At 49.3% G+C, this 25,273-nt stretch carries 21 protein-coding genes; 13 read left to right on the plus strand and 8 right to left on the minus strand.

The window, feature by feature from the left end; genetic code table 11:
• Positions 1-274: 274 nt before the first annotated feature.
• The gene (locus KOO62_00005) at positions 275-1,426 is read left to right on the plus strand and encodes a hypothetical protein (protein ID MBU8932364.1); all 1,152 of its coding nucleotides are present in this window, start codon (positions 275-277) and stop codon (positions 1,424-1,426) included.
• A gap of 101 nt (positions 1,427-1,527) precedes the next feature.
• Positions 1,528-1,878 carry a hypothetical protein gene (locus KOO62_00010; GenBank protein ID MBU8932365.1) on the plus strand — a complete coding sequence of 117 codons (351 nt, stop codon included), beginning with the start codon at positions 1,528-1,530 and terminating at the stop codon, positions 1,876-1,878.
• Positions 1,879-2,114: 236 nt separating this feature from the next.
• Here the strand turns inward: KOO62_00010 and KOO62_00015 are convergent, their stop codons facing one another.
• From KOO62_00015 to KOO62_00035, 5 genes are all read right to left on the minus strand, one after another.
• Positions 2,115-2,807, minus strand: coding sequence for a hypothetical protein (locus tag KOO62_00015; GenBank protein MBU8932366.1), 693 nt, complete (start codon positions 2,805-2,807; stop codon positions 2,115-2,117).
• 236 nt (positions 2,808-3,043) lie between these two features.
• Positions 3,044-4,657, minus strand: a complete 1,614-nt coding sequence (locus KOO62_00020) for a (Fe-S)-binding protein (GenBank protein ID MBU8932367.1) — start codon at positions 4,655-4,657, stop codon at positions 3,044-3,046.
• Complete coding sequence (locus tag KOO62_00025; protein MBU8932368.1) at positions 4,650-5,582, minus strand: respiratory nitrate reductase subunit gamma; 933 nt, start codon at positions 5,580-5,582, stop codon at positions 4,650-4,652. The genes KOO62_00020 and KOO62_00025 overlap by 8 nt, the downstream gene beginning before the upstream one ends.
• Positions 5,583-5,950: 368 nt before the next feature.
• The gene (locus tag KOO62_00030) at positions 5,951-6,205 is read right to left on the minus strand and encodes a bacteriophage holin (protein MBU8932369.1); all 255 of its coding nucleotides are present in this window, start codon (positions 6,203-6,205) and stop codon (positions 5,951-5,953) included.
• 141 nt (positions 6,206-6,346) lie between these two features.
• Positions 6,347-7,312, minus strand: a complete 966-nt coding sequence (locus KOO62_00035) for a YafY family transcriptional regulator (protein ID MBU8932370.1) — start codon at positions 7,310-7,312, stop codon at positions 6,347-6,349.
• A 227-nt stretch (positions 7,313-7,539) separates the two neighbouring features.
• On the opposite strand from KOO62_00035, the gene KOO62_00040 reads away from it, so the two are divergent.
• From KOO62_00040 to KOO62_00050, 3 genes are all read left to right on the plus strand, one after another.
• A complete protein-coding gene (locus tag KOO62_00040) occupies positions 7,540-9,609 on the plus strand; it encodes a hypothetical protein (GenBank protein ID MBU8932371.1) in 2,070 nt (689 codons plus the stop codon).
• A gap of 11 nt (positions 9,610-9,620) precedes the next feature.
• A complete protein-coding gene (locus tag KOO62_00045; protein MBU8932372.1) occupies positions 9,621-10,904 on the plus strand; it encodes a hypothetical protein in 1,284 nt (427 codons plus the stop codon).
• Between the two features lie 224 nt (positions 10,905-11,128).
• Positions 11,129-12,868, plus strand: a complete 1,740-nt coding sequence (locus KOO62_00050; protein ID MBU8932373.1) for a M6 family metalloprotease domain-containing protein — start codon at positions 11,129-11,131, stop codon at positions 12,866-12,868.
• 91 nt (positions 12,869-12,959) lie between these two features.
• Here KOO62_00050 and KOO62_00055 read toward each other — a convergent pair whose 3' ends face one another.
• From KOO62_00055 to KOO62_00065, 3 genes are all read right to left on the minus strand, one after another.
• Entirely contained in the window at positions 12,960-13,175 is a 216-nt protein-coding gene (locus tag KOO62_00055) for a zinc-ribbon domain-containing protein (protein MBU8932374.1), read from the minus strand.
• Positions 13,176-13,313: 138 nt separating this feature from the next.
• Complete coding sequence (locus KOO62_00060) at positions 13,314-15,353, minus strand: hypothetical protein (GenBank protein ID MBU8932375.1); 2,040 nt, start codon at positions 15,351-15,353, stop codon at positions 13,314-13,316.
• Between the two features lie 270 nt (positions 15,354-15,623).
• A complete protein-coding gene (locus KOO62_00065; protein ID MBU8932376.1) occupies positions 15,624-17,312 on the minus strand; it encodes a hypothetical protein in 1,689 nt (562 codons plus the stop codon).
• 143 nt (positions 17,313-17,455) lie between these two features.
• Here KOO62_00065 and tadA point away from each other — a divergent pair, with 143 nt between their 5' ends.
• The 8 genes from tadA (at position 17,456) to KOO62_00105 (ending at position 25,273) form a co-directional block, all read left to right on the plus strand.
• Positions 17,456-19,204, plus strand: coding sequence for a Flp pilus assembly complex ATPase component TadA (gene tadA / locus KOO62_00070; protein ID MBU8932377.1), 1,749 nt, complete (start codon positions 17,456-17,458; stop codon positions 19,202-19,204).
• Positions 19,188-20,402, plus strand: coding sequence for a type II secretion system F family protein (locus KOO62_00075; protein ID MBU8932378.1), 1,215 nt, complete (start codon positions 19,188-19,190; stop codon positions 20,400-20,402). The genes tadA and KOO62_00075 overlap by 17 nt, the downstream gene beginning before the upstream one ends.
• A gap of 78 nt (positions 20,403-20,480) precedes the next feature.
• On the plus strand, positions 20,481-20,909 hold the full coding sequence (locus tag KOO62_00080) for a prepilin-type N-terminal cleavage/methylation domain-containing protein (GenBank protein MBU8932379.1): 429 nt from the start codon (positions 20,481-20,483) through the stop codon (positions 20,907-20,909).
• The gene (locus KOO62_00085) at positions 20,893-21,381 is read left to right on the plus strand and encodes a type II secretion system GspH family protein (GenBank protein MBU8932380.1); all 489 of its coding nucleotides are present in this window, start codon (positions 20,893-20,895) and stop codon (positions 21,379-21,381) included. The genes KOO62_00080 and KOO62_00085 overlap by 17 nt, the downstream gene beginning before the upstream one ends.
• A 12-nt stretch (positions 21,382-21,393) precedes the next feature.
• On the plus strand, positions 21,394-23,010 hold the full coding sequence (pilM, locus tag KOO62_00090) for a pilus assembly protein PilM (protein ID MBU8932381.1): 1,617 nt from the start codon (positions 21,394-21,396) through the stop codon (positions 23,008-23,010).
• Entirely contained in the window at positions 23,007-23,573 is a 567-nt protein-coding gene (locus KOO62_00095) for a hypothetical protein (protein MBU8932382.1), read from the plus strand. Before pilM ends, KOO62_00095 begins: the two co-directional genes overlap by 4 nt.
• Positions 23,570-24,010: a general secretion pathway protein GspB gene (locus KOO62_00100; GenBank protein MBU8932383.1), complete on the plus strand. Its 441-nt coding sequence runs from the start codon at positions 23,570-23,572 to the stop codon at positions 24,008-24,010. Before KOO62_00095 ends, KOO62_00100 begins: the two co-directional genes overlap by 4 nt.
• Positions 24,011-25,273: a type II and III secretion system protein gene (locus KOO62_00105; protein MBU8932384.1), complete on the plus strand. Its 1,263-nt coding sequence runs from the start codon at positions 24,011-24,013 to the stop codon at positions 25,271-25,273.

Below are 25,273 nucleotides of genomic sequence, written 5' to 3' on the forward strand. Positions count from 1 at the left end.
TGTGACTGTCGAAATTCAATTCTCGATAAGGCATTAGGTGTCTCCTTTGTGGGTCATTGAAAACTCTAGGATACACCTTTTGTCTTTTACACACTTCTAAAGATATTACCTTCTTGTACATGTGGATACGGACAAGCTGCATTCGCGATCAGCTATTGACAGATTGTTCCCTTTTTTGTATTATTTAGTGATAACATCGTATCTATAATATTCACTTAGCTGTGCACATTCGGTGATATCATCCGTCTGCGTACGTCCAGTGGAAGGAGTTCACATGTACAAGTCAGGAATTATTGCGTTACTTATGTGCCTCGTGTTGGCCTCTCCCTCATTCGGTCAATTGTGCGGAAATGCCAACGACGATACTACAGTTAATATCCTGGACTGGATTTATCAGTTTGAATATCTGCGGGGCAATGCGATGGATCCGCCAATCAACCTCGAAAACGCCGATTGTGACGGCATTACAGGTGTCACAATCGGTGATGCCGCATGGTTTAGTAATTTCTACTTCGGGGGTGGACCACCACTCAATTGTGATGACACAGGTTCATATCCTTATCCTCAGTCTTGGGAAGATACTGTCTTCATGCCCAGGATGCTCGGCATTCCCGAGGGAGTGACAACTGTCATCATGCCTGTGGTCACGGTGTTTATGGAAGATGTAGAAGGAGTGTACTTGCCCTTTATTCATTATGGTGCCGGATCGAACTCGGTATTCGAGTGGGGTGGTGCCACTTATAGCACCGACTTTAGCGTACTCATGGCTGACGACCTGACTCCCGACACAAGCCTTCTCATGGGCATTGATCTCAATGGAACCACCCATTTCCCAGGTCGCCACGAGTACTTCAACTTGACATACTATCGTGATGGATTTGGGACCGGAGATATTGTACCACAGTTTGTCAATCGTCCGGGGTTGTGGCAGATTGCCATTGTGAAAGGTGGTAGGCTCTTTCGTCCTGTGGTCGAGTACTACGACACTCAGCTTCCCGACACCTTGTTTGCCTCGCCCACTTCGAAGGTTGTAGAAGCCCCTCTCGGTCAGATCCCAGCAGGTACATTCACAGTCCACTTCTCGTCAAGCGGCGACCCGATTAATTTTGACCTTACGCCGACCGAGTCATTCATCGTCATCGACAGTCCGTTCACGGTAGGCTTTACTACCCCCACCGATATCGTGTTTGTCGTGTATGCCGACACTTTGCCTGCCGGAACATACCAGGGATATGTGGATATTGTCGATGTTACCCCAGGGACCGTTCTTGATGCGGACCAGATCGCGATAACGTTGGTTCTCACCGAGGGCGTGACATATCCACCGGGTGACCTCAATTGCGACGGAGAGGTGAACATCACAGACATTACTGTGCTGGTAGCCTATATGTTCCTCGGAGGTGCTCCCCTACAGGACTGCCAGTGAGGCATTGTGGCCTGACTGGCTGGTTTTCGGGGCACAATTGAGGTGATTGTAATTCGTAAGTTTATGTTGCGAAAAAGAATATAGTTTCCGACATATCCAATATGGATACAGCCAGCTACAAGTATTTCAAGTACGAGATCACGCTCGGCGCCACTATGGAAATGCCGCAGCCAAAAATTGATTGGTATCCGTACAATCAGCATTCCATCCAGCAATTCCTGTACACTGTGTGCAAGGAGCACATCGGCGCTGTGGGCAAGAAGGATGGAAAATGGGCACCTGGTGATGAGGAGTATGCAGAACTGAAACTCGGTTCACGCGTCGACATCACACAGATTTTCGACTTCGCTGAAGAGATGGGTATCATTGTGCCTGCGGATGCGACCGGGGATTTCATTCCCTACAAACTGTCCGAACCCTACTGGACGAAGTTCGACGAGCACGCTTCCTGACCGTCATCGGCGGCGTCCTCTTGTCAAACATGCCAGGGTTCGGGGCTTTTTGATCCCGTGTATACCGTCAGGTTTGGGCATCCCCAATATTATAATCTGTATACATCAGTCTTGTAGATACCGTCTTAGGTGTTCCGCCATCCAGATTGTCAATCTTGTAGGGCGGAACCCTCTTAGCGAATCCCCCTTCTCGAATTGTTAGGACCGCAAAGGGTCCTGACCTACTGAATCCAAATTTATGGGCATAACGGTGGCGAGGGACCGCCGTTGAACAAGTAAGCAACCAGATACGTCAAATCTGCGATATCAGTCGGATTACCTCCAGGGCCGAGCAGACCATTGACATTCTCTTCATCTTCACAGTCGGGGAATCCGCATACGAATAAGAAAGCAACAAGGTACGTCAGGTCGGCAACATTGATCAGATCCTCAGGATCGGCATCAACATTACCGCGAATACCCTTACAGCAGAGACACAGATTCTCCGGGTAACACGACGTGAAATCACCCAAGTACTCCCCGCCAATATCAGCACAGTGTTCTGAGGAACGGATTGAGCAAGAGTCTCCAAGGCAACAAGCACCAACAACCGTGTCCGGTTCACAGCAGGTAGGTACAGGCCAGATTGGAAAACAGGGTACGATACCGTGTATGAAAAAGCAGTTAAGCGCTTCGAGATCGTTACCATCAATCACGCAATCGCCGGTGAGGTCGGCCTGATAAAGAGGCTCGATAGCTGGAATCCCTTCATTCCAGTATCTGATCAACATAACCATATCACCGATTGTCGGTGCATAACCATCACCGTTGAGGTCAAAACTGGCATAGCAGGTATCAGCCTCGGTAATACCAGGGGGCTCTGCCCAAATCGTAGCGGTGCCGGAAAGCAGAAGGGTCAAGGCCAGCAGCAGTAGATATCTTTTCTTCATTTTACTCTACCTTGCAGAACATGGATTGTATCAACGTTGGCAGGTGCAGAGGTGTTCTATACTAGTATATGATATGACCGCTTGTACGTCAATCCATTTTTAGGCCGTTTCAGATGAAAACGTGTGAACGAAAGGCAGTAGGTTATTCCGGAGAGGATATTAATAAATAAGCCGAGGGCGGCGTGTCCACCCTCGGCTTTCGTAGTCTGGTTCCTGTAGAACTCAGGCAGCTGCGCCTAATGCCATTCCCACTCGAGGAATGGTTTGTCGATATCGACCATCGCATTGACCACCAACTCCACCAGGCCGCCATACAGGATATTGCACTTGTCAAATACATCATAAGAAGCAAACATGTCACGAATTGCTCCCTTACAGTTGGAACAAGGAGCGCAGACATATTTCTTCTGCTCCGGTCCGATAACATCCTGAAAGACATCCAATATCTGTCGCATCTTGGCCCGTCCCGAGAGGTTCTCCCTGAAACTGGGGAAGTTGAGGTCCTGGGTGATGGCAAACCCGCTGCCACCGCCACAGCAGTAGTTCTCAACGCCATACGGGGCCATCTCACGGAAGTTATTACACACCGCCTTCAGAACATCTCTTTGGGGTTTTACAACACCCATCAAGCGGACAAGATTGCAGGGGTCGTGCATAGTCGTCATGATGTCGTCGTTGCGCGAAGGGTCGACCTTTATGCGACCGCTTTGAATGAGTTCTCGCAGCAAAGTCATCGAACTCTCGCGCGGAATGTTGAGATCTCCAACCAGAACGCGATCGGCAATGACGGTCAACGCCTTGTGAGCATGGCCGCATTCACCGAGAACGATCTTTTTGACACCCAGCTTTTTGGCCGCCTGGGCATGTTTCAGGGCCACCTTGGCGAACTGGACATCATCGTACCAGACACCGTAGTTGACACTGTCATAACCGAGCGCTTCACTCGACAGAGTCCAGCTTAGACCGGCGACCTCCATAATGATAGCAAAAGCTTCGGGGTTTTCTGGCCAGGCCAGGAACTCGCCGGCATTGTGCATCAGGAGAATATCAGCCCCTGCCACGTCCATCGGCCACTTGAATTTCATCCCGGTCCGCTCTTCAACTTCCTCTTCAAGGAACTCAATATTATCCAGGAATGGTTCGGCCGACATGCCGGTGGATGATCCCACCCGAAGTTGCTGTACCGATCCCTTCTCGTGTAGCGGTGCGACGGTAATACCCAACTCCTGACTGAATATCTTGCGAATCTCGCGCGTCACCAAAGCGTTATCGACTCCGATCGGACAGGTCTGAGCACATCGACGACAGATCGTACAGCGATAGGACAGCTCCATCAGCCGTGCGAGCATCGTCCAGGTAACGTCAATATCGTTACCCGATACTTTGGCAAAGAACTTCCCACCCGTCTTGACATATTTCTTGTAAAGGCGGCGCAGGATATCAGAGCGGAACGTTGGCCTATAGATGTCCTCCTTACCGGACTCGTTGTAGATAGGACAAGCCGCCGAACAAGTCTGGCATTTCGCACAGAACTCCATAGTGAGAAAAAGTATCTGCTGGAATGTCCAGTTGTTCTCGCTATCAAAGAGCTTCTTTAAACCCTTCAGGAATTTTTCTATAAGCTTGCGCTTCTCCTCTTCGGTCTCAGGACGTGGGAGCTTATATCCGGTGAAACCATCCAGGTCGCACTCATATTTTTTCTGCGCTTCCTCCGAGAGTTCCTTTATCTTTGGCTCCAAATCCAGTTTGTCATATGGCGGAGGTAAAGGAAGAAACCCCGACCCATCAATGTCAACCAGGCGCCCTGGTTTATGGCTGAAGTCCTTGAGAGAAACCTTCTTCTTACTCATTCTTGAGATCCTCCTCGGTGGCAGTCGCGGCTTCAGCCCAGGTGCCGCCAGTCTTGATGTGGGGGGCGGACCAGGTAACATGGTGTTGGAGGCAGTCAGTTACGGATTTCTCAATCTCACTACCCGGCGAATTCGGCTCGTCCTCCCAGCGTACCATGTGATACGTGAAGTATTTGCCGACCATGTGAGTCATGTGGGTAAACGGGAAATAGAACATCAGCCCCACAAAGAGCCAGAGAAAGACGGTAATTGCACCCGGTAATGGTGCGGCCGCACTGAATGTGATCAAGTCTTGAATGTAGCCGCGCAAGATAGCGTACGTCGGATCGACCGTGGCCCAGGAGACCAATCCCGCCACAACCACCGCCAAAATGAACAGCAAGTTGACGTAGTCGCTCCTTACCGAGGCGGCGTGTAGCTCATAATTGGTCAGGCGCTGAAAAAGCAAACCAATTGCACCCAACGCAGAGAGCATCAAACCGGTTGTGCCGACAAGAAACGTGGCGAAATGAACCAGGAGCGCCAGGAAGCCTGGTGACGTCGCAGAAACTTCGATACCTACTGCTCCAAGGATAGCCCCGAAAATCAGCAGGCCGGCAAACGCACACAAACTATACATACCCAGATGGAATGGAAACGAGAAATACCACAATGATCGGTTGTTTTTAAATACCGAGTGAACGAATATTATCTCTTTGCCCATCTCTATCAATTCACTGAGCATGGAGAAATTCTTCGGTTTCTTCCACCAGTCTACTTCTTCGAAATATGACCCGCCATAATGGCCCTTGCCCTTTTCATGGGGTATGGGATACAGGTCCCAGCGAAGATGGACCGGCATCTTGGCGATTTTACGCATTTTCGCGGCCAGCGCGGTAACAAAAAAGAAGACTGATAGGTAGCTCAGAATTTGCAGTACACCCATCGTTTCCTCCATATCAAGTAGACTACATTATTTCATGTTCCAACAGATACCCGGACAAAAATAACCCCATTTCGATCAAAGTGCATTTGAACAAACCAATGCAGAAAAGGGGAAAGACAGCTCAGCGAAAGTGGCCACGTCAAGATTATTCACACTCATGTCAGCCTTAGTAGTCTTCACTTAACGCTTCCAGTATGCTTACACCAAGCCTGATCCAAGACCCATGAGGTCCCAGGCTTGAGAAAATTATCACAAACTTGGCTAATAATATCGTTTTCCTGCGAAGATTGTCAAGGAATTATCAGGGAAAGACCATTACATAACACATTTTCATATACACGTGAAACACCCCCTTAACTAGCTTGCGATCAAACCATCTTTCCGGCCAACCTGTTATAGAGCCAGGCGAATATGGCGCCACCGATGAACCCATCAACCAACCCCCATAGCAATCCGACAAGACTTCCAACGGGACTGATGTCATACCCGCGGTAAACCTGGCCGATGAGAGTCTGGTCACAGCTTACCCCTTCAAAGAGCATGATCCACCAAGTAATACATAGCAGACCACATCCCCAGACCAGCCCACACGTCAGTGCGAATGCTTTGACATTGAGTTTCATTATTTGCCTCCCGATAAGGGTTACTTTTATTATAGCAAGAAGGGAATACAGGTTGTCAAGGATTTAGATGAGTTGCTGGCGTTGTGGCGACAGAAGCATAGATATACACAGACCTGTAGAAGCAGGCAGTGCTGATCGGAATCAACGTTGCCGGTCAGCGGCGTATGACTTGACCAACTCCTCCCCCACCTGGCGCATCGAGTCTCGTAATTCCTGTGGCTCCAACACCTCCACTTCACTTCCAAAACCAAGCAACCAGCGCTGAATCTCCTCTATCCCCCGTGTCACAACACGATAGATAACCTTCCCTTCGTCGGTTTTCTCGACGATCTCATCCGGGTGATGTGTACTGGTAAGAACAACTCTGGCAGCGGCACCGGTAAGGCGAGCTACTACTTCGACCGGCTCCCCACTGTAAAGCTCCCAACTGCCATCGAAATAGGTCTCAGCGTTAACATTTGTTCGCAGTTTGAATTCATCGTCGGTCACGGTCAAATCCGTAATTCTATCAACACGAAAAGTACGGAAGTCATCGCGAAGACGACAATAAGCAACAAAGTAAAAGGCGCGCCCACGGAAAATCATGAAATATGGTTCGACAATACGGTGTGTCGTTCCGGAACTGATACCCTCATAATTCATATCAAGACAGCGGTATCGACTTATGGCCCCCTCAATGGTCTCAAAAAACGCCTCTTCCTGATCCTGAGCTACTGAAGTTGCAATTGAAACGTGAGTCGTCGGGGGCGAGAACTTCTTCTCCATGCGCACAGCCTCAGGAAGCCCGGCCTCGACCTTGGCCGCTATCAGGTTAATCAGCTTGGAGTACTTGTCGGTCTGCTTCAAGGGACTTGATTCAAGAGCCAGACGGAGGCATTGGTATTCATCCAGATCAAAATTCAGAGGGGGAAGAAAATTACTGGAAGCCAGCTTGTATCCGTTGTCATAGTAAATTGGGACATTGGCTTCTGACAGAGCCAAGATATCGCGGTAAATAGATCGTTCGGTTACACCGCACTCTTTGGCCAGGCTGGTGGCATTGAGATTCTTCCGGGACCGCAACAGGTTGAGGATATGCAGCAGGCGGTCATATTTTGGCATTCCCATATCAGTTCTCCTTGGAGACAATATACTGAAATACAGCAAACAACACAATATGGGATCTACCCCTCACTCGATACACATCGACTCGTCTATTCCTGCTTCGCGAATACCCACCACGACACATTAACCAGTACTCCCACACAAGCTTAACCCGACGACTTGAAGGCGGCACTTCCTTTGCACTCCGAGCCTGTGAGACAAAATGAAACCCAAAGCCGTGGGGGTGTATAATGACACCAAATCGAAGACGTTCGGGACGCGATAGTTCTGATCCCTTCTATCAGACGTTTCTATTTAAGGCAACCGCCAAAACCTTACTCAGCGGCATCGTATTCGTCGTACTGCTGACTCTGACTCAGTGTACAGTGAACAAACCTGAGGCTCCATCCTGGCAAACCCAGGTTGTAGTCCCCTTGATCAACCGCACATACCAGATGGATGAGATCGTCGAAAAAATCGGCGAGGACAATCTTGCTATCGGTGATTCGGGTGTGGTGACGTTCAGTATTACAGAAGAGTTGGACACGGTATCTCTTGATCAGGATAACTTGTCAACCGACGACCTGTCATACAATCTGGGCAAACAACTGGGACCAATAGATATTGACCCACCTTCTGTGGCACCGGTCTCTATCAGCCTTAGCGAAATCACGGGTTTGCCCGCAAATCCCCCCGGAGACACAGGTGTAGTACCAGAGGCTACTTTTGAAGTGACATTCGACATGCCGGCTATCAGTACCTTTACTGCGGCGGTTTTCTCTACTGGTCGAATGGATGTGACTATCGAAAACGGCCTGGGTACAGCCTTTAACTCAATTACCATTGAGTTGGTTGACGGCACCACTGACGCCCTCATCACTTCCGGAACCCATAATCCAACTGTGTCAAGCGGCAATAGTGTCGTGATTCCGCTGGACCTGGCAGGGAAGACGGTTCCCAGTGATGTAATTATCGTTTCGTCCTTCAACACTTTCGAGGGAACAGTCACAGCTGTTTCAACGCGTTATTTGAGCACCGAAATTACCTTCAGCGATACATTGCAGGTGACGTCGGCCACGGCTCAGATTCCTGGTTTGAGTCTTTTCCAGTCAACAAGCGTTGCTTTGGCTGAGGATGATCGGATAGACACTGCCAGTCTGGCATCCGGGACTCTGTCGCTAAGTCTGACCAATGAAACGCCATTGGACGCCAACCTAACTGTTTCTGTGCCCGACATTCTCAGCGGCGCTGGTGTCCTACTGACGGTCGGTCCGGTAGCAGTACCGGCTTCCCAGACTGTGATCGTAAATCAGAATCTAGCTGGATATCAATTGGTACCTCAATCAAGTACCGTGCCTCAGGAACTGAGTCTTGAAGTTGACTTAGCCATAGAGGGTTCAGGAATGGAGCAGCGTACAGTATCTCAATACGATTCCATTGCAGTCACTGCGAACTTGACTAACCTGGTCTTCGGCTCAGTTACAGGCCGATTCGAGGCAGTCTCGGCAACATTTGACGGTATCTCCGAAGATATCGACGTCCCAACCGGATTTGAAAATATAGAGCTCGTCAATGCCACTGTGACGCTTATAATTGAGAACGGTATTGATCTCCCCGGCCAAGTTAGCATCCAGCTCACCGGGAACAACGACAAGATTCTGGTTATGGGCGGTGATATTAGCCCTCGCGGGTTGGCAACCAGTGTCACGACCGAGGTAACCAATAGCGAGATAGCCGACTTCCTCTCTCCCCTTCCTACCCACATCGAGGCTTCTGGAACAGTAACGTTTGGGGATGAAGCTTACACGGGGACTATTTCCAGCGACGACTATGTATTTGCCAGTGTCAGGATCGAAGCTCCCCTGGAAATGATAATCAATGAGTCGACGATCGACATCGACGTCGAGTCCGAGACCATTGATCAAAGTGATATCGACGCTATTACCGATCACTTCGTCGAGGGTCGTCTGGTTTATCGACTGATAAACCATCTGCCAATCGGCGCTCATGTGAATATTTACCTCGATGGTGATTCTCTTAACCTCAATGCAGAGAATGCCCAGCTCACTATCGACTCGCTCTATGTTGATGCCGCCGCAACCAACCTTGATGGTATCGTAATTGATGTCGCCTCAACGCCGGAACAAATAATATCACTGGATAGCGATCAGATCAAAGTCCTCGAAAACGATACCCTGTATATCGGTTCTGAGATAGTTCTGCACGGCTCTGACGGGCAGGCGGTCAAACTCATGGAGGATGATTACATCACCGTGATCGGCCGCATTGAAGTCGAATACCTGTTCGACGGTGAATTCTAAAGGAGGCCGTCATGATTGAATATATGAAGAAACAACACTCGATTCGTCGGTACGCCGTTTGTCTTGCTCTGGCATTTCTGATACTACCGACAGTGAACGCGCCTCTGCTGGCGGCCAGCCAATCCTCGGCTCGCTCGGTAGCAATGGGCGGAGCATTTACATCCCTGGCAGCGGGCGTTGACGCCTATCGCTACAATCCGGCCAACCTCGGGTTCGATGGTAATCAGAGACGGAGTCTGGAAATAGTTGGCCTGGGTGCCAATGTCAGTAACAATTCATTCAGTCTTGATGATTACAATAACTACACCGGCGCGGTTCTAACAAACGATGACAAGGATTACCTGTTGGATCGCATCCCGGATGAAGGTCTAACGATCTCGGCTGATATTGAAGCCTCTGCTGTTTCTCTATCGTTTGGCTCGTTTGCCTTTTCGTTATCGGGCGTCGGTCAGGCTGATGTCAGTCTCGGTAAGGATATCATCGACCTGATGCTCAACGGTAACACATTTGGGGATACCATCGATGTTGCCGGATCCTACTCCGATGCCGTCGGCTATGTTGCCGCAGGTGTTTCCTATGGACTACCGATCTACACCTGGGGCTCACGGCAACTGACTGTAGGAGCCACCGCCAAGTACATTCGTGGCCTGGGCATGGAGGAAGTAGTCGAGATCGAGGGTCTGATGGCTACCCATGAGACCGGATTCGCCGGCGAAGGACACCTTATCGCTCGCACTGCCACAGGAGGCTCCGGTTATGCACTCGATCTCGGGGCAGCCATGCAGCTCAGCGACAGCTACACTATTGGAGTTCGGACGAAGAATGTTCTCAGCACCATATCGTGGAACTCGGGTACCGAGGAGCATGGATATATGTTCAGCTTCGACACCATGACAGCAGACAACATGGATGAGGACTACGTTGTCTCCGATGACTACAGCAATGATATTACAGGGTTCTCTACCAGCCTGCCGGCAGTAATGAATGTTGGCATAGCCAATACTTCGGGTAAATTGGTGTGGGCGGTTGATTGGGAACAAGGCTTTCGCCGAGCAGCTGGTGCATCAAAGAAACCGCGCCTTGCAGCCGGACTGGAGTATTCTGGTTTGTTGAGTAACCTACCCCTCAGAACCGGATTCGCCACCGGCGGCAGCAAAACCACAGCCTTCTCCTTCGGTGCCGGATTAAACTTAGGAGGATTTTATATTGATGCCGCTGCTGTAACCGGCAAATCGTTTTCTGCGTCTTCAAGCAACGGTCTTAACGTGTCCGTTTCGACAGGCGTATTCTTCTAGCTTAGCGTACCATCAGACTATGGGAACCTCCCCATTGTCATACCCTTTTACCCAATGGCCGCCGGACGTTCATCGTCCGGCGGCTTCTCTTATGTGCAAACACAACAGCTACTTACGACAACCGTGGGCTACCGGCACCACGTTTGCGATGATCCCTATAGAGAAATTGAAACACTGCCCTGATCTGTTGAAGATCAGGAGCACTCTTCCTCAGGGAGGTTGAAATGAAACAGATACTCGCACCATCAAAAATCATCACGGCGGTACTCATATTGAGTTGGATCGTCGCCATAGCAACGGTAGATGCTTCCCCTCCTCATCCGCAATTGCGGGATGATATTGCAGCCGGAAAGGTGGTAGCACCTTACTTCGTAACACACGCCGATGAGATTCGTGCGCGTGGCGTTGATTCGCCTGATCGCCACAAACCCAATGAGCGGTCACTGTCGAAATCAGCTTCTGACGGAACACCGACCCTAACCGGCGAAGTCCGCGCCTTATGTTTGCTGGTCAAATTCAGCGATCAAGTGAGTTCGGTATCGGCCGACTTCTTTGATTCTCTCATGTTCGACTCCGTTGGCTCCACCGTCAGAACATACTATGACGAGATATCCTTTGGCCAATTGGACATGGTTACGGTCGATCTACCTTCGACCATTGGCTGGACCGAAGCACCACAGACTTATGAATACTACGTTAACAACGAGAACGGTACCGGTGCCTATCCGAACAATACTCAAAAGCTTTGTGAGGACATCGTCGATGCTGTGGACGGAGTCGTGGATTTCAGCAATTACGACAATGATGGTGACGACTTCGTTGATCTTGTGGTTATCGTTCATACTGGTTCCGGGGCCGAGTACACTGGCCAAGACACTGACATCTGGTCCCACAAGTGGGGCATTAATCCGCGCCTGAAAGACGGCGTCTACATCTCAAGCTACACGGTACAGCCGGAATATTGGGCCAACCCCGATGATATGACTATCGGGGTCTACGCTCACGAACTCGGGCATGGTTTCTTCGGATTGCCAGACCTATACGATATCGACGGATCCTCCCGCGGCATTGGCAAATGGGGTATTATGTCCTACGGAAGCTGGCTGGGACCGAACGGCCTGGGCGGTTCACCAGCACATCCGTGTGCCTGGACTCGTATCCAAATGGGTTTCGCGACAGCAACGGTTATCTCGGCCAATAGTAATGACCACCCCGTGAGATTGGTCGAGACAACTGGTGATATTTATCGTCTCTGGACAGGCGGCGGATCAGGTGATGAGTATTTCCTGGTAGAAAATCGTCAGAAAACCGGATTCGACAGCTATCTGCCCGAACCTGGACTACTCATCTGGCACATTGATGATGCCAAATCCAACAACACACAAGAGTGGTATAATGGCGAAAGCCAGGACGCGGCCAATCATTACAAGGTGGCCCTGGAGCAATCAGACGGACTATGGGAACTCGAACTTTCTCTAGACCATGGTGATGACCGTGATCCCTTCCCCGGTGGTCTGAACCGGCGCACTTTTGATGCCCTGACCACTCCCAGTTCAGATTCATACGAAGACGGTGTTTCTTACGTCAAGCTTGATAATATATCCGTATCAGCAGATACAATGACCGCTGATTTCACAGTGGGCTTCGCGGCGGATATTGACGACGATGACCCTGTCCAGTTACCGACTAATGCCCCGTTAGGACAGAACTACCCTAATCCGTTCAACCCCTCCACAACAATCGATTTCGCCCTTGATGCCACAAGCGAGGTTAGAATCGATATATACAACCTGCTTGGCCAAAAGGTAACAACGCTCCTGGACGAAACCAAATCTAAAGGTACCCATTCCGTGGTATGGAACGGCACTAATGACCACGGACAGGAAATTGCTTCCGGGGTCTACTTTTATCGTATGGTCTCAGGTGAGTTCAGTAAGACTAAAACAATGACTCTGGTCCGATAGGGATAGCAACTCAACCTCAATGGGCAACTTCCTCCCTGGTTGCTCAAATGAAAAACCCCGGTGTTTCACACCGGGGTTTTATCTTTCATCACTATTCTGCAGGATGGACCAGAGCTTGCTGTTCCCGATCACCGAAACGTCGGTTATCCCGCTGTAACTTCTTGTGCTGCATGTGGCAGGTCTTACACCGTTTTGGGTCTTCCTTGTAGCCACGTTCAGCAAAATACTGTTGCGCTGCTGCTGTGAAAGCAAACTCTTCGTTACACTCGCAACACAACAGTATCTTAGGTTCAAAACCACCGTTCATAATATCCCCCTCTCCTTTATCCCAAATGTCTTCCGTGACATCCAAAACAAAGGTTAGGTATTAATGAGCTATTTATGATAGCAGCTGATTGAATTACTGTCAACAAAAACGTTGAAAGAAATAGAGAAATGGTCGTGTTCAGTATGGATTGCAGGGCGGAGCGCTTCCTCCCTGAAAAAGGTGGGAGACCAAAGCTGTCAGATCAGCCACATTGAGGTTATTAACACAGTCAAAGTCACCAGCGTCATAATGTGGCAGCGGTTCGGGTCCTCCAGTGAATAGATAAGCTACCAGGTAAGTCAAGTCCCCAATAATTATCTGACCATCGAAATTAAGATCGCCGTGATAAAGAACCGTGCGTGCCCCAGTGAACTGCGAATCCGCTACAGATGTATCATTCTGCGACCAGACCTTAAATATCACAGAGGAAAGACTGTCCAGCGGTGTTCCCAGCTCCGGATGTACCGAAATCATAATGACAGAATCTTGCCCCGATGTCAGGTGGATGTTAAACGTATCAGATTCGATCCATCCACAGGCATCCCAACCTGTAACTCCATAGAAATCGTTTACTGTCGAAGGGTTCGTAATCCGATACTCAAACTCCCGGGTATCACCAGAATATACTGCGGAATCGGTAGTCAGTATCTCAGAGACAACTTCATAGGGCTGACGAATACTGGCTGAATAACTGAAAAACGCTCCCTCCGAATACTCAGACAAGTTGGCTCCTATCAATACTACACGGGTATATGTCTCAAACAATGGAATCTCGATGGTTCCATGCTTGGATACGGGATCAAGAACAATCCTCTCAATATCATGCACATTCTCAGCAGAAGATTTGACAACAACTGTTGACCATTCCCGCCCATCATCACCATTGAAAGAAATATCCAGAATACCAGTACTGCTGCCGGGGAGTAATTCAACATAACATGAACCATACCCAACCGGATTTCTCGGTGATGTCTGTAGCAAAACGGGGTAACTAATGTGGCTGCGGGCAAAATTGACAGCCGGATACTGAGAACCCTCTTCATAATGCAAACCGTCATCTCTCGTAGCGGTCATGAAATTCCAGGTCGTAAATTCGGTAAAAGCTGAGTCAATTGTCCAACCATATCTGCCCTCAAGCGTATCCGATAGAGCCACAAAGGCGTCATCCCAAATAGCCCCTTCCCACATAGCCACCATTAGAGAAGTATCAAACATCTCAGCCAGGAACATCGGCCAGACAAAACTCCCGTAGGCGTGATTGCCATTATCCAGAATAGACTTTTCAGGTTCGGCGAAGAATGACGCGAGGTACTGGTAATTATCATCGACAGCATCGAAAACGATGTCTTCAAAGTAGACCGCATCACATTCTTTGATCCAACTCGGCTCCGACGCATCATAAGCATACTGACATGCATGATGAAACTCATGGGCACAGGTCACCTTGGCCGCTCCGGCCTGATTTCCTTCAGGATCATTGTTGGCCGGGAAATTAGGATCGAGAAAATCGTTATTGAGCACCATATAGCTGTAAAAGTCGTTCCACGGTTCAGGGCCATTACCTTCGGGCATCGCATAACCGTAGAGACCGGTCTCCTCGAAATATACATCATAGAGCGAGTCTCCCCCAAGCGTGCCATCACTCGGCGGCAACAAGTAACCAAGATCAACATGCATATCGTAAGTGGAATCGCAGTAGGCGGCACACCACTCCACGAAGTCCGGTACACCGCTGAAATCATTATCTGCGGGCGGTACTGAGTCGGTCCCGATTGTATCGTAATGCATCCAAAAAAAACCGCTTGGCGACTGAAATTTAAACTCAGTGTCTTTGCGAGCAAAAGCGGTTTCGAAGTACTCCCTTGTCGCGGCTGACAGATAATCCCAATCGCGGCGTATATCGTCAAGGACTGGAGTACCACATCGGATCGGCACAACGTTGGTCGAAATAGAAAGTGAAATGAACCGGCTGGGAAGGCTATCAGGATTCTTGATCGCAGTGATCTGCAAACAAACCTTCTCATCCAATGATAAACTACCGGTCTCGAACTCCTGGTCGATCAAGAATAGCGCATTCGCCTGCTGTCCATAACCTGTAACTCCAGCCCACTCAGTTGCAATTGATGTCACCGGCAGTAAACCAGTCAACAGAATGATCAAAATCACAAGGCGTATCATGTTGTTTCCCATTATGTCAGTCGCTCCAATTGGTAACAGTATCGGCTCAAGACTACCGATCTATATCTCAGGCAACCAGACTTCATCACCGAAACCAAAACTGTAGCGACACAACCAGAGTGTATTCTCTTCGATACAAAGGAACAGATTCTAATTTCGCCTTTGGTAACCGATCCGGAACTCTGGTTAAGACAGGTACATTAGTTTGTACAAAAACGAAAGCGGTCATGTTCCCACAACAATCACTTCTATAATATAATTTATTGTATCTCAATGAGTTGTCAATAGTAAACTGGCATCGCTCGCCATGAAATAGTGTTCAGTGCCCACCGATATCTGCCAACCAAGACGCCCTGAATGAGCCAAATCCAATCTGATTACACGATCCCGACTGGAGTGTCCGATCGCAAATCTAAGTCCAATCCCTCCACTGAAATAAAAATCCCGCAAACCGATTTCTTCTCTCACTTTCCAAGTACGACCGGCATCCATGAAGAGCGCTGGTGAAAATACCAATGAGAGGAAATCAAAGTCGGGAAAACAACGAATCTCGGCATTGAAGACAGCTCTCCGATTGCCGGTCCTGAAATACTTGTCATAACCCCTGATACCACTAATACCACCTAGTGTCAGGGGTTCGGCATTATCGTTCCTCCAATCGGAAAGGTACTGGCCATGGAAAGCGAAAGTGATGAACCTAACTGGGTAGCTGAAACCATACACTGATAGGTTCGTGAGTCGTCGAAGATATCCACCCCCATCAAACCACATTTCACGAGAATATGACAGGTATGTGAGACTATTACCGAACTGATACCCGAGGGACAAACAGCCGGTCAGCTTGTCCCAAATATGGGTGCGGAGCCTCGGCTGAAATGCTCTGGAAACTGAAAAAGCTACTGTCTGTCCCAGCGCGAAATCCTCAGTATTCCCGATACCATCGATCCGGCTTAGCTTAGTAAAATCAAGATGCGTTGCCGTTACCCCGGCACTGGCCAAATGATAGATTGAATCCCGTGGCAGAGCGGCTGCCACCAATTCAGCATCAAGAGGATCATTGCTGAGTGTGTCGGCCCCAATCACTCGTTCAAACAGATAAGCATAGCGTAGGTCAAACAAGAGTTGATCGAAATACGACCCTGTTCGCCAACCGACACTAAGACCCAAAAGGTCAGACTCGGCTCGTGATTGGCCGATCGGCTCCGTATCATGATAAATATCAATCCGGCTCCGCGCTGCCCCCCAAATGACTTCCCAGGTCAAACTCTGTTCAAGATCGTAATACGGTCGATAGATTTTCAGCAACCTGAGCTTTTCGACCGGATTGTCTGAATACATAGCATCCAGAACTACCTGTCCCCGCCAAAAGCGCTGATCGATAAACCGTCCGTCGAAATAATCGTCATCAATGTCCTGAATCACATAGCCCAGAGATAGGAATTCGTTGCGTCCAAGTATGTTGCGATCAGAAATTGAAAGGCTGACTATATTCTCGTTTCCATCACGTGAAAAAGAGGGTCCCGCCGCCAGCGTCCACTCATCAATAGTGACTACTTTCATGAGCAGATGCCCATTGTTCAAAGTATCAACCTCAATCCACGCATCGTATAACTGAAGTCGGTTCCGAAGATTTCTGGCCGTTTCCTCAACCCGCAATATTGAGCACGACTCACCCACGCGAAACAGAAGTTCACGTCGGATAACCGCATCTCGCGTTATGATGTGCAACCGATTGGCTAATCTAAAAACAAAATGATTAAATCCCGCTGAGTCTGTATCAAAGATATTCCTGTTGTCGATCTCGATACTATCCACCAGCCGGTCATTCATGTATGTGGGCAGATCGAAACTGATCTTCGTTTCCCCTTCTCCATTGAAAATGGTCTGCCCAAATACTGCTATTGGAAAGATAATAAGGGACAGAATAAATATTGATACGCTGCTGACAAACCTATGCAAGACTATCTCCAATCGATTCTTATGGATAAGAAGCGGAGCGTCTATGGGCAAGTTAATATTGGAGGATCATCTCACTCAGGATTCTGATCCAAGCGCCGATAATGCAAAAAATACCATTTTCTTTCGACCTCAACGGATCAATTATGTCGGAACATGCTGGACATAAAAAAATTGGAGATCTTCTCCTCGAAAAAGGTTATCTGACCTCAGAGCAGTTGAACGCCGGATTAAGCGAGCAGGCAGTAACCGGACGACGCCTGGGGGAGATTCTGGTAGGTCTGGGGGCCATCACTGAAGACCAGCTCCTTGATACTGTCTCGGAGCGGCTCAACATTCCCAAGCTAACATTGTCATCGATGGTCATCGATCCGACTGTCATCCAGCAGATTCCGGTAGATGTGGCCAGGCGATACACTTTGATTCCGATCTTCAAGATCGGCACCACTCTTACACTGGCCATGGCCGACCCGCTGAACATCATCGCCATCGATGAAATACAATATCTCACTGGATTCAGTATCAAGCGTGCAATAGCTTCGGATAGCGATATCAAAGCCGCAATTGACGAGTTCTACTCGGTAGCTGACTCTCTCAACCAGTTCATTGGTCATGAAATAAAAGACAGCGAGGAAGAGCCGACACTCGACAACATTAATGATAATAACGCCGTCGAGAGTGCCGTATCCCAGTTGGTTGATGTAATGATCTCCCGGGCCGTTAAAGACCGCGCATCTGATATTCACGTAGAACCAGAGGAAACAAAGCTACGGATCAGGTATCGCGTCGATGGTGTGATGCGAGAGGAAGCATCACCACCGAAGTCAATGCAGAATGAACTTATCTCGCGTATCAAGGTGTCGGCCAATCTTGATGTATCAGAAAAACGACTGCCGCAGGATGGTCGGTTCATGGTGCTGGTTGACGGCAACCGTGTTGATCTACGAGTCTCTACCCTGCCTACCATTCATGGCGAGAAAGTGGTCATCCGGCTCCTTGACCGCCGGAACTTACTCCTTAAGTTCAATCAACTTGGTTTCAATGAAGTGATTGAAGAAAGCTGGGATCGAATTATTAATAAGCCGGAAGGGTTGGTCCTCATATCCGGACCTACTTCCAGCGGTAAGACATCAACCCTGTACGCCACTCTCCAAAAGATCAACAGCATAGAGAAAAACATGATTACGGTCGAGGACCCGGTTGAGTACTCCCTACCGCTAATTATTCAGGTGCAGATTAATGAGAAGGCTGGATTGACATTTCCCTCGACATTGCGATCCATCTTGCGCCAAAACCCGGACACGATAATGATCGGCGAGATACGCGACAGCGAGACCGCACGTATGGCAATTCGCTCGGCCCTAACGGGCCATGTGGTGTTTTCAACTATCCACACCAACGACGCTCCCGCAACCATTATGCGACTAATTGATATGGGGATTGAACCCTATCTCGTAGCCTCAGCCCTCAAAGGGGTTTTAGCTCAGCGCCTGGTTCGCACCAATTGTCCGGATTGTGCCGAGCCGTATATCCCTTCAGATACCGTACTACAACGGGCCGGACTTCTTGGAAAAGTTGATAGTTTCAATTTCCAGCATGGGACGGGATGCCCAAAGTGCAAGAGAAGCGGTTATCGCGGGCTAACCGGCATCTACGAGTTCGTCGAAATAAACCCCTCCCTGGCGGAGATGATAATGAACGGCGCTTCATTGGGACAACTTACTGAAAGCGCCCGACACAACGGCTACCTTCCGCTCTTTGATTCCGGACTCGAGAAAATACAGTTGGGAACAGTTTGCCTTGAGGAATTGCTCAAAGAAACGTCGTGTGGCGAGTGTCCCATCGATCCGCCTACCTCCCCACCCGTGAGGGTACTAGATGCCAACCAGGTATAAATATCAGGCAATTTCTGATGACGGCCAGCGACACACAGGAGTGGTCGCCGCCGAGCGGGATCAGCAAGTCCTCGATGATCTCGTCGAGCGAAATCTCACACCAATTTCAGTAGAGAAAACACGAGAGGTCAAGAGTCTCTCAGTGTGGGGGTTTTCCAAAGGTGCTCACTATGAACAACTAATCCAGTTTACCAGTAATCTTCTTACCCTCTACCAGGCCGGCATACCCCTCTTGCGGGCACTTTCACTCATCAAGGTAGGACGTGAAAACAGCCCTTTCCGTCGGGCTGTGGAGCAGATTAGGCTCCGAATCCAGGGTGGGCTATCCTTGTCACAAGCCCTGGGTGAGCACGAAGAGTTGTTTTCCAAAGTCTTTGTGGCCGGAGTAGAGGCCGGTGAAGAGTCAGGTAAGCTCGATCTGATACTTGAAGAGATGAACATAACCCTTGAGCAAGAGATGGAACTGACCCGAGCGCTCAAGGGCGGCATTCGCTATCCACTTATAGTCATGGGAGCTATCGCGGTTGCCTTCCTGGTGCTAATCACGTTTGTAGTTCCTCGGTTTGTCAGTTTCTATGATGCTTTCGGAGCGGACCTGCCCCTTCCCACGAGACTACTGATCGGAGCCAGCCAGATATTATCAAACTACTGGCCGATCATGCTTGGGGGAGTGATCGTAATGTTCATTGGTTTGCGCAAAGCCATGATGACCCCTGTCAGCCGCCAATGGATTGACCGAAAATTCGTACAGATACCCATTTTCGGTAACTTGATTATTAAGGGCAATGTGGCACGGTTTGCCATGATGTTCGGCATTCTCTTCCAATCTGGCTTGCCAATTGTGAAGGCTCTTGATCTGTTGGTCGATTCGGTTAAAAATTCAGCTATTTCTGCCGAGATCGCGAGATTGCAGGATTTCTTAAAATCCGGCCGAGACAACGAACTTACACCAAAGCACTTTGAGTTCATTCCGGAATTGGCCCTGCAGATGATAATGATCGGACTCGAATCAGGCTCCCTGACAAAAATGCTCAAACAGGTAGCCAGCCATTATTCCAAGGAAGTGAAGTATACTACCAGCCAGATGACTGCTATCCTGGAACCGATTCTAACTCTGGTCATGAGTGTATTCGTTCTAATAATGGCTTTAGCTATCTTCCTGCCGATGTGGAACTTAATTAAGGTTTTCAACTCTTGACAATACACTAATGGTCAGAACTAAAGCTACCGATAACATAGTGAGTACATAAGAAACATGTTTTTAGGAGGTCCCCCGATGTTTAACAAATTCAACCAAAGTGGTTTCACCCTCATTGAGTTGGTGATTATCATTGTCGTTCTCGGCATTTTGGCTGCCGTCGCGATACCGAAGTACCAGGATCTGTCATCCGAGGCCAGGGAAGCGGCCTGCCGTAGCTCACTGGGCGGCCTGCGTTCGGGCATCACTATCTTCTACGCCAACGAGGCCGTCACGACCGGCACAGCCGCATGGCCATCGCTGGCAGAAATAAGAGGATCGGATGTCATGGCTCATGGAATCCCAAAAAATCCGTATGCGTCCATCTCAGACTCCGCGGATGATATTTTTGACGGTAGTTCTCTGAACAAAGGTGACTCGATCACTTCCAACGCGGGATGGGTATATAAGCCAGCAACGGGCGAGTTGTGGCCTGCCACATTCGTTGCCGATGAGCACAAATTTTGAGGATAAGATTGTGATTTTCCTCGAGCGCGTGAGCTCGCCAAAACAGGCAGGCTTCACCCTCGTTGAACTTGTGATCATAATCGTTGTGCTGGGAATTCTGGCCGTCGTAGCCGTGCCTAAGTTCGGTGACATCTCCGAGAGCTCGAAGGTAGTTGCTACCAGAAACGAAATGCAGACGTTACAACTTGCCATCGTCGGCAATCCCGCAGCGGTGGCAGGTGGTGCATACATTGATCGCGGATTCGAGGGTGATATTGGCTATGCGCCATCGCTATTGGCTGACTTGGTCGCCAAGCCCGACTCAATCGCACTGTACAATCGCCTCACACGGTTGGGTTGGAACGGTCCCTATGTTGACAGTAGCAACGGAGAGTATCTGACCGATGCTTGGGGAACTACTTATGTATATACACCAGCCAGCCGCTTAATCAGATCGGTGGGCGGGAGCGATACAATCACCGTGACTTTTTGATAAGAGCTAGTCATGTCTATTGGTACGCTGTTTAAGAGGAAGGCCGACAATGTCGAGAGCGATCCAACGGCAGGGATCGAACCGATTGCTGTTACAGTAACAGAGACACAGATTAGTCCCTGGCGGAATTGGTATTTCGGGAAATGTCTGGCCTTCCACCTGGAAACAGATTCGATACAGATGGCAGCTTGCCATCATTCTGCCAATAGCCGACGCATCATTGAACTGCGCAAGGTCTACATACCTTCTGAATTGACCGAAGCAACAGCGAGACAGAACTTCATTGGTCAAGCTATTGATGAATTCCTGACTGACCACGGGAAAGGCAAACCACGCATAGCAGTAGTATTGGGAGCCAGCGACACAGCCTTTCGCACCTTCCATATGCCTATTCTTAGGAAGACGGAACTGGATTCAGCAATAAAGTTAGAGACCGAGAAGCAGATCCCATTCCCGATCGATGAGTCTATCGTCGACTATCGCCGCGTCAGTAAGATAGCTGCTGGCGGACGCACGCGGTATCGGATCGCTCTGCAAGCGTCTACAAAGAACAGGATTGAAAGTAGCCTGGCTCCTTTCCATACTCGCGGTATCAAGATCCATCAAGTATATAATTCCCATGATGTTATCGGACAGTTGCTGGAGTACTTGCCCGACTTCGATTCCGATGCATCCTACGTTCTTCTAAACGTTGGCCAACAGCATACTGAGATAGCATTTTACAGGGGTACATCGCTGGAGTTCATCCATGTCTCTAAGATCGGGACCTCAATGGCTGGCAAGGGAACTGACCTCCAATTTGAGTATCTGGGTGAGACCCTGGCTTCAGAAATCCGGACCTCGCTAGATTATTATTCGGGACAGTATCGAACTCCGGCGTTTTCCAAAATATACATCTATGGCGACCTGACCTACTGTAAGGAAATAGTCGCCCCACTGAAAACACGCCTTGGATACGAGTTCCTCCACTTCCCCACCGAACGATTCCGTTCTTCAGGTAGGGATGCATTCTCAGACTATGACACTGCCGCGGTATGCCTGTCATCGTTGAGTGCGGCTATGTGCAACGTACGCCTGGCTAACTTGCTGCCTCCTGAAGATAAAGCACAGCACGCCAGACAGAGACAGGATTACTGGGGGCGACTCTCGCTCGGGCTCATCACTTTCCTGCTGGCAGTGGGTTGGTGGATAGTGCGGGAGGACTTGAACACAATTCGCGACGCGGCGCTTGACGCCACTCGACAGGTGGAGAGTTTTCGCGGTTCCGATGCATACCACCATTATAACATACTCAAGGGGCAGATCGCGAGCACTCGAACCTATTTGTCTGAAGCCCAACGCGACCCCAGTTATCTGGCTCTGAGCTTGAAGGAACTATCACTGCTAACCCCCGAGGGCATTTATCTCGACCAATTCAAGTTCGAGCACAAAGACCAGAATGAAAACCTCACTATCACTGGTCGAGCTATTTCGAACACGATCCCACCTGAGATTATGGTCGCAGAATACCTTGAGGCACTCAATGCGAGTCCGTTTTACAGCGAGGTAACCATCAAGAGACATCAGAAGACATCAACCGGTGACGGATTTCAGATCGAGTTCAGTTTCGGATTGCGAGGGATAATATGAGTCGGCGCTCAATGGCATACATCGGAGCCGGATTGGCCTTGATAGCCATATGGTTCTTCATGATTTATGCGCCCTACTGCCAGGACAAGGAACGGCAGTTATCCTCTAACGATAATGCACTGCGTCAGTTGACCGATTTCGATAACATCATGTCAGGTCTACCATCCTTCCTGTCGGTTTCGGAGGATCTTGAAGCGACTCGGCTGGATGTGGTTTCACACCTGTACGCCAAGACGGATATTATCGAACTGTTTGACCATCTGGAGCAGATAGCTTACAAGGGTAATTTAAAACCTCTCGAGATCAGTCCGTCTATCCGGGAACTGCTGTATATGAATACACTCATCACAACTACCGCTCAACCTTTGTTTGTCAATATTGACATGCGCCTGAGTGGGGGCTATACAGACTGCGGTCGGTTCATCCAGACGTTGGAACAAACTCCGTACTTTCGCGGCATCAACTATTGCCGGATGATCAAAGGAACGAGTGATAACAGACATGCTCTGAGTCTCGAAGTCAGTTTCCGAGCCATGCTGGGCCATCTGGGGACTACATCATGACAGATGCCACCCGCAAGAAGATTGTCTACGGAGTTTCAGTAGTGGCTGTACTTTGGGCAGTAACTAACATCCCCGACAAAGACAGCAAGAGCGTTCAAACAGACATACAACCGTCTTTAGAACAACCAATTACCGGGTCCGCAGTTACTCATGTTCCTGAGAAACTGGTAGACATTAAGCGATACGAGAACCTTGAGTGGGGTTCAGATCCATTCCGGACACCGGTCAAAACTGAAGCGAAGCAAGTGGAACAAGTCAGAAACTGGGTGCTGTCCGGTATTGTCTTCAATCCAGACCAGCCCATGGCAATAATAAACAATACCACCGTCGGAATCGGTGACATGGTCGATCAAGCCAAAGTCATCGCAATCGAACGCAAAAGGGTCACTCTGAACTACCGTGGCTCGCAAATAACTCTGATGGTAGCCAAAGGATAAATGATGATGCGTACTGCTCGGGTTTTCTTATTAATTATCATAGTGTCTGTACTGGCCCAACCAGCAATTGGCACCTCTGGTCAAGACGGTCCCAAGCTGTCACTCGATCTCAAGGAAGTATCATTGGCGATGGTTCTGAATATGATTGCCCAGCAACACGATTTGAACATTGTCATTTCCGGCGATGTTTCCGGGGAAGTCAGTCTGCGACTTGATGACGTTGACCTGGCAACCGGGATGGAGGCTATCCTGGGACCAATGGGATACAACTACTATACTAATGACGACGTGATCGTTGTCAAGGCGTATGACGCCTTTGCATCGGGGGAGTTGGCTTCAGAGGTAGTAACGCTAAAATATCTGACTCCCATCACTGCCCAGAAGTCGCTTGAGCCCCTTCTGTCCGGGAAAGGCAAAGCCATTATACTGGACAAGGGAAGCAAGGACGGTTCGAAATACACCCCTAACAGGATTCTGCTTGTTGATTTTCCCATTGTAGTCAAAGAGATGATTGCCCTTTTGACCGAGCTCGATCAGCCGGAACGGGTCGTGTCAATCGAAGTCAGAATTATCGAGACAAAAATTGATAACAAGTCCCAGCTTGGATTCTCGTGGCCAACATCATTCTCCGCCGTCATGGGCGAAAGCGCCGGTGGGGAATCGGGCAGTGGTACCACCGGAGCCGCCTCTCACGATCTGAACACAGGAGATTTTACCTGGGCCACCCTGACCATGGGGCAGGTTCAAGTAGCTCTCGACCTTCTCAACGAGGATGGCAACAGCCGATTGGTCTCCGATCCGCGCATCACGACGCTGGAAAACCATGAGGCCATTATAAAAATTGAGACTATCATCCCCATTGCCACGGTCAGCCGTTTCACCGAAGGAGCCGCCACCTCGGATGTAGTTACTTTTCAGGATGAGGAAATAGGCATCTCCCTCACCGTCACCCCAAGGATAAACGAAGATGGTCGTATTACTCTGGATGTTCTTCCTAAGATTGAGGACATAATTGGCTACACCGGTCCGGCGGATAGTCAAAAGCCGATCACAACCTCTCGCTCCATCAAAACTACGATCACTGTCGATGATGGTGAGACGGCCGTATTGGGTGGATTACTGAAGGAAGATGAGATCGAAAAAGCCTACCGGGTGCCGCTACTGGGACATATCCCATTTCTGGGCAAGCTATTATTCACCCGCACTACTAAGGAAACTGCTACCACTGATTTGATAATAATGATTACACCCCACGTCCAGTAG

It is taken from the genome of Candidatus Zixiibacteriota bacterium, assembly GCA_019038695.1.
GTDB lineage: Bacteria > Zixibacteria > MSB-5A5 > GN15 > FEB-12 > B120-G9.

Bases quoted from the DNA above. Each gene is read 5' to 3' on its own strand.
- KOO62_00035 (MBU8932370.1), bottom strand. From the start codon at position 7,312: ATGGGAATGCCAAAATATGACCGCCTGCTGCATATCCTCAACCTGTTG.
- KOO62_00060 (MBU8932375.1), bottom strand. From the start codon at position 15,353: ATGATACGCCTTGTGATTTTGATCATTCTGTTGACTGGTTTACTGCCG.
- KOO62_00045 (MBU8932372.1), top strand. From the start codon at position 9,621: ATGATTGAATATATGAAGAAACAACACTCGATTCGTCGGTACGCCGTT.
- KOO62_00085 (MBU8932380.1), top strand. From the start codon at position 20,893: ATGAGCACAAATTTTGAGGATAAGATTGTGATTTTCCTCGAGCGCGTG.
- KOO62_00015 (MBU8932366.1), bottom strand. From the start codon at position 2,807: ATGAAGAAAAGATATCTACTGCTGCTGGCCTTGACCCTTCTGCTTTCC.
- KOO62_00055 (MBU8932374.1), bottom strand. From the start codon at position 13,175: ATGAACGGTGGTTTTGAACCTAAGATACTGTTGTGTTGCGAGTGTAAC.
- KOO62_00025 (MBU8932368.1), bottom strand. From the start codon at position 5,582: ATGGGTGTACTGCAAATTCTGAGCTACCTATCAGTCTTCTTTTTTGTT.
- KOO62_00010 (MBU8932365.1), top strand. From the start codon at position 1,528: ATGGATACAGCCAGCTACAAGTATTTCAAGTACGAGATCACGCTCGGC.
- KOO62_00020 (MBU8932367.1), bottom strand. From the start codon at position 4,657: ATGAGTAAGAAGAAGGTTTCTCTCAAGGACTTCAGCCATAAACCAGGG.
- KOO62_00095 (MBU8932382.1), top strand. From the start codon at position 23,007: ATGAGTCGGCGCTCAATGGCATACATCGGAGCCGGATTGGCCTTGATA.
- KOO62_00050 (MBU8932373.1), top strand. From the start codon at position 11,129: ATGAAACAGATACTCGCACCATCAAAAATCATCACGGCGGTACTCATA.
- KOO62_00075 (MBU8932378.1), top strand. From the start codon at position 19,188: ATGCCAACCAGGTATAAATATCAGGCAATTTCTGATGACGGCCAGCGA.
- KOO62_00080 (MBU8932379.1), top strand. From the start codon at position 20,481: ATGTTTAACAAATTCAACCAAAGTGGTTTCACCCTCATTGAGTTGGTG.
- KOO62_00005 (MBU8932364.1), top strand. From the start codon at position 275: ATGTACAAGTCAGGAATTATTGCGTTACTTATGTGCCTCGTGTTGGCC.
- tadA (MBU8932377.1), top strand. From the start codon at position 17,456: ATGTCGGAACATGCTGGACATAAAAAAATTGGAGATCTTCTCCTCGAA.
- pilM (MBU8932381.1), top strand. From the start codon at position 21,394: ATGTCTATTGGTACGCTGTTTAAGAGGAAGGCCGACAATGTCGAGAGC.
- KOO62_00100 (MBU8932383.1), top strand. From the start codon at position 23,570: ATGACAGATGCCACCCGCAAGAAGATTGTCTACGGAGTTTCAGTAGTG.
- KOO62_00030 (MBU8932369.1), bottom strand. From the start codon at position 6,205: ATGAAACTCAATGTCAAAGCATTCGCACTGACGTGTGGGCTGGTCTGG.
- KOO62_00105 (MBU8932384.1), top strand. From the start codon at position 24,011: ATGATGATGCGTACTGCTCGGGTTTTCTTATTAATTATCATAGTGTCT.
- KOO62_00040 (MBU8932371.1), top strand. From the start codon at position 7,540: ATGACACCAAATCGAAGACGTTCGGGACGCGATAGTTCTGATCCCTTC.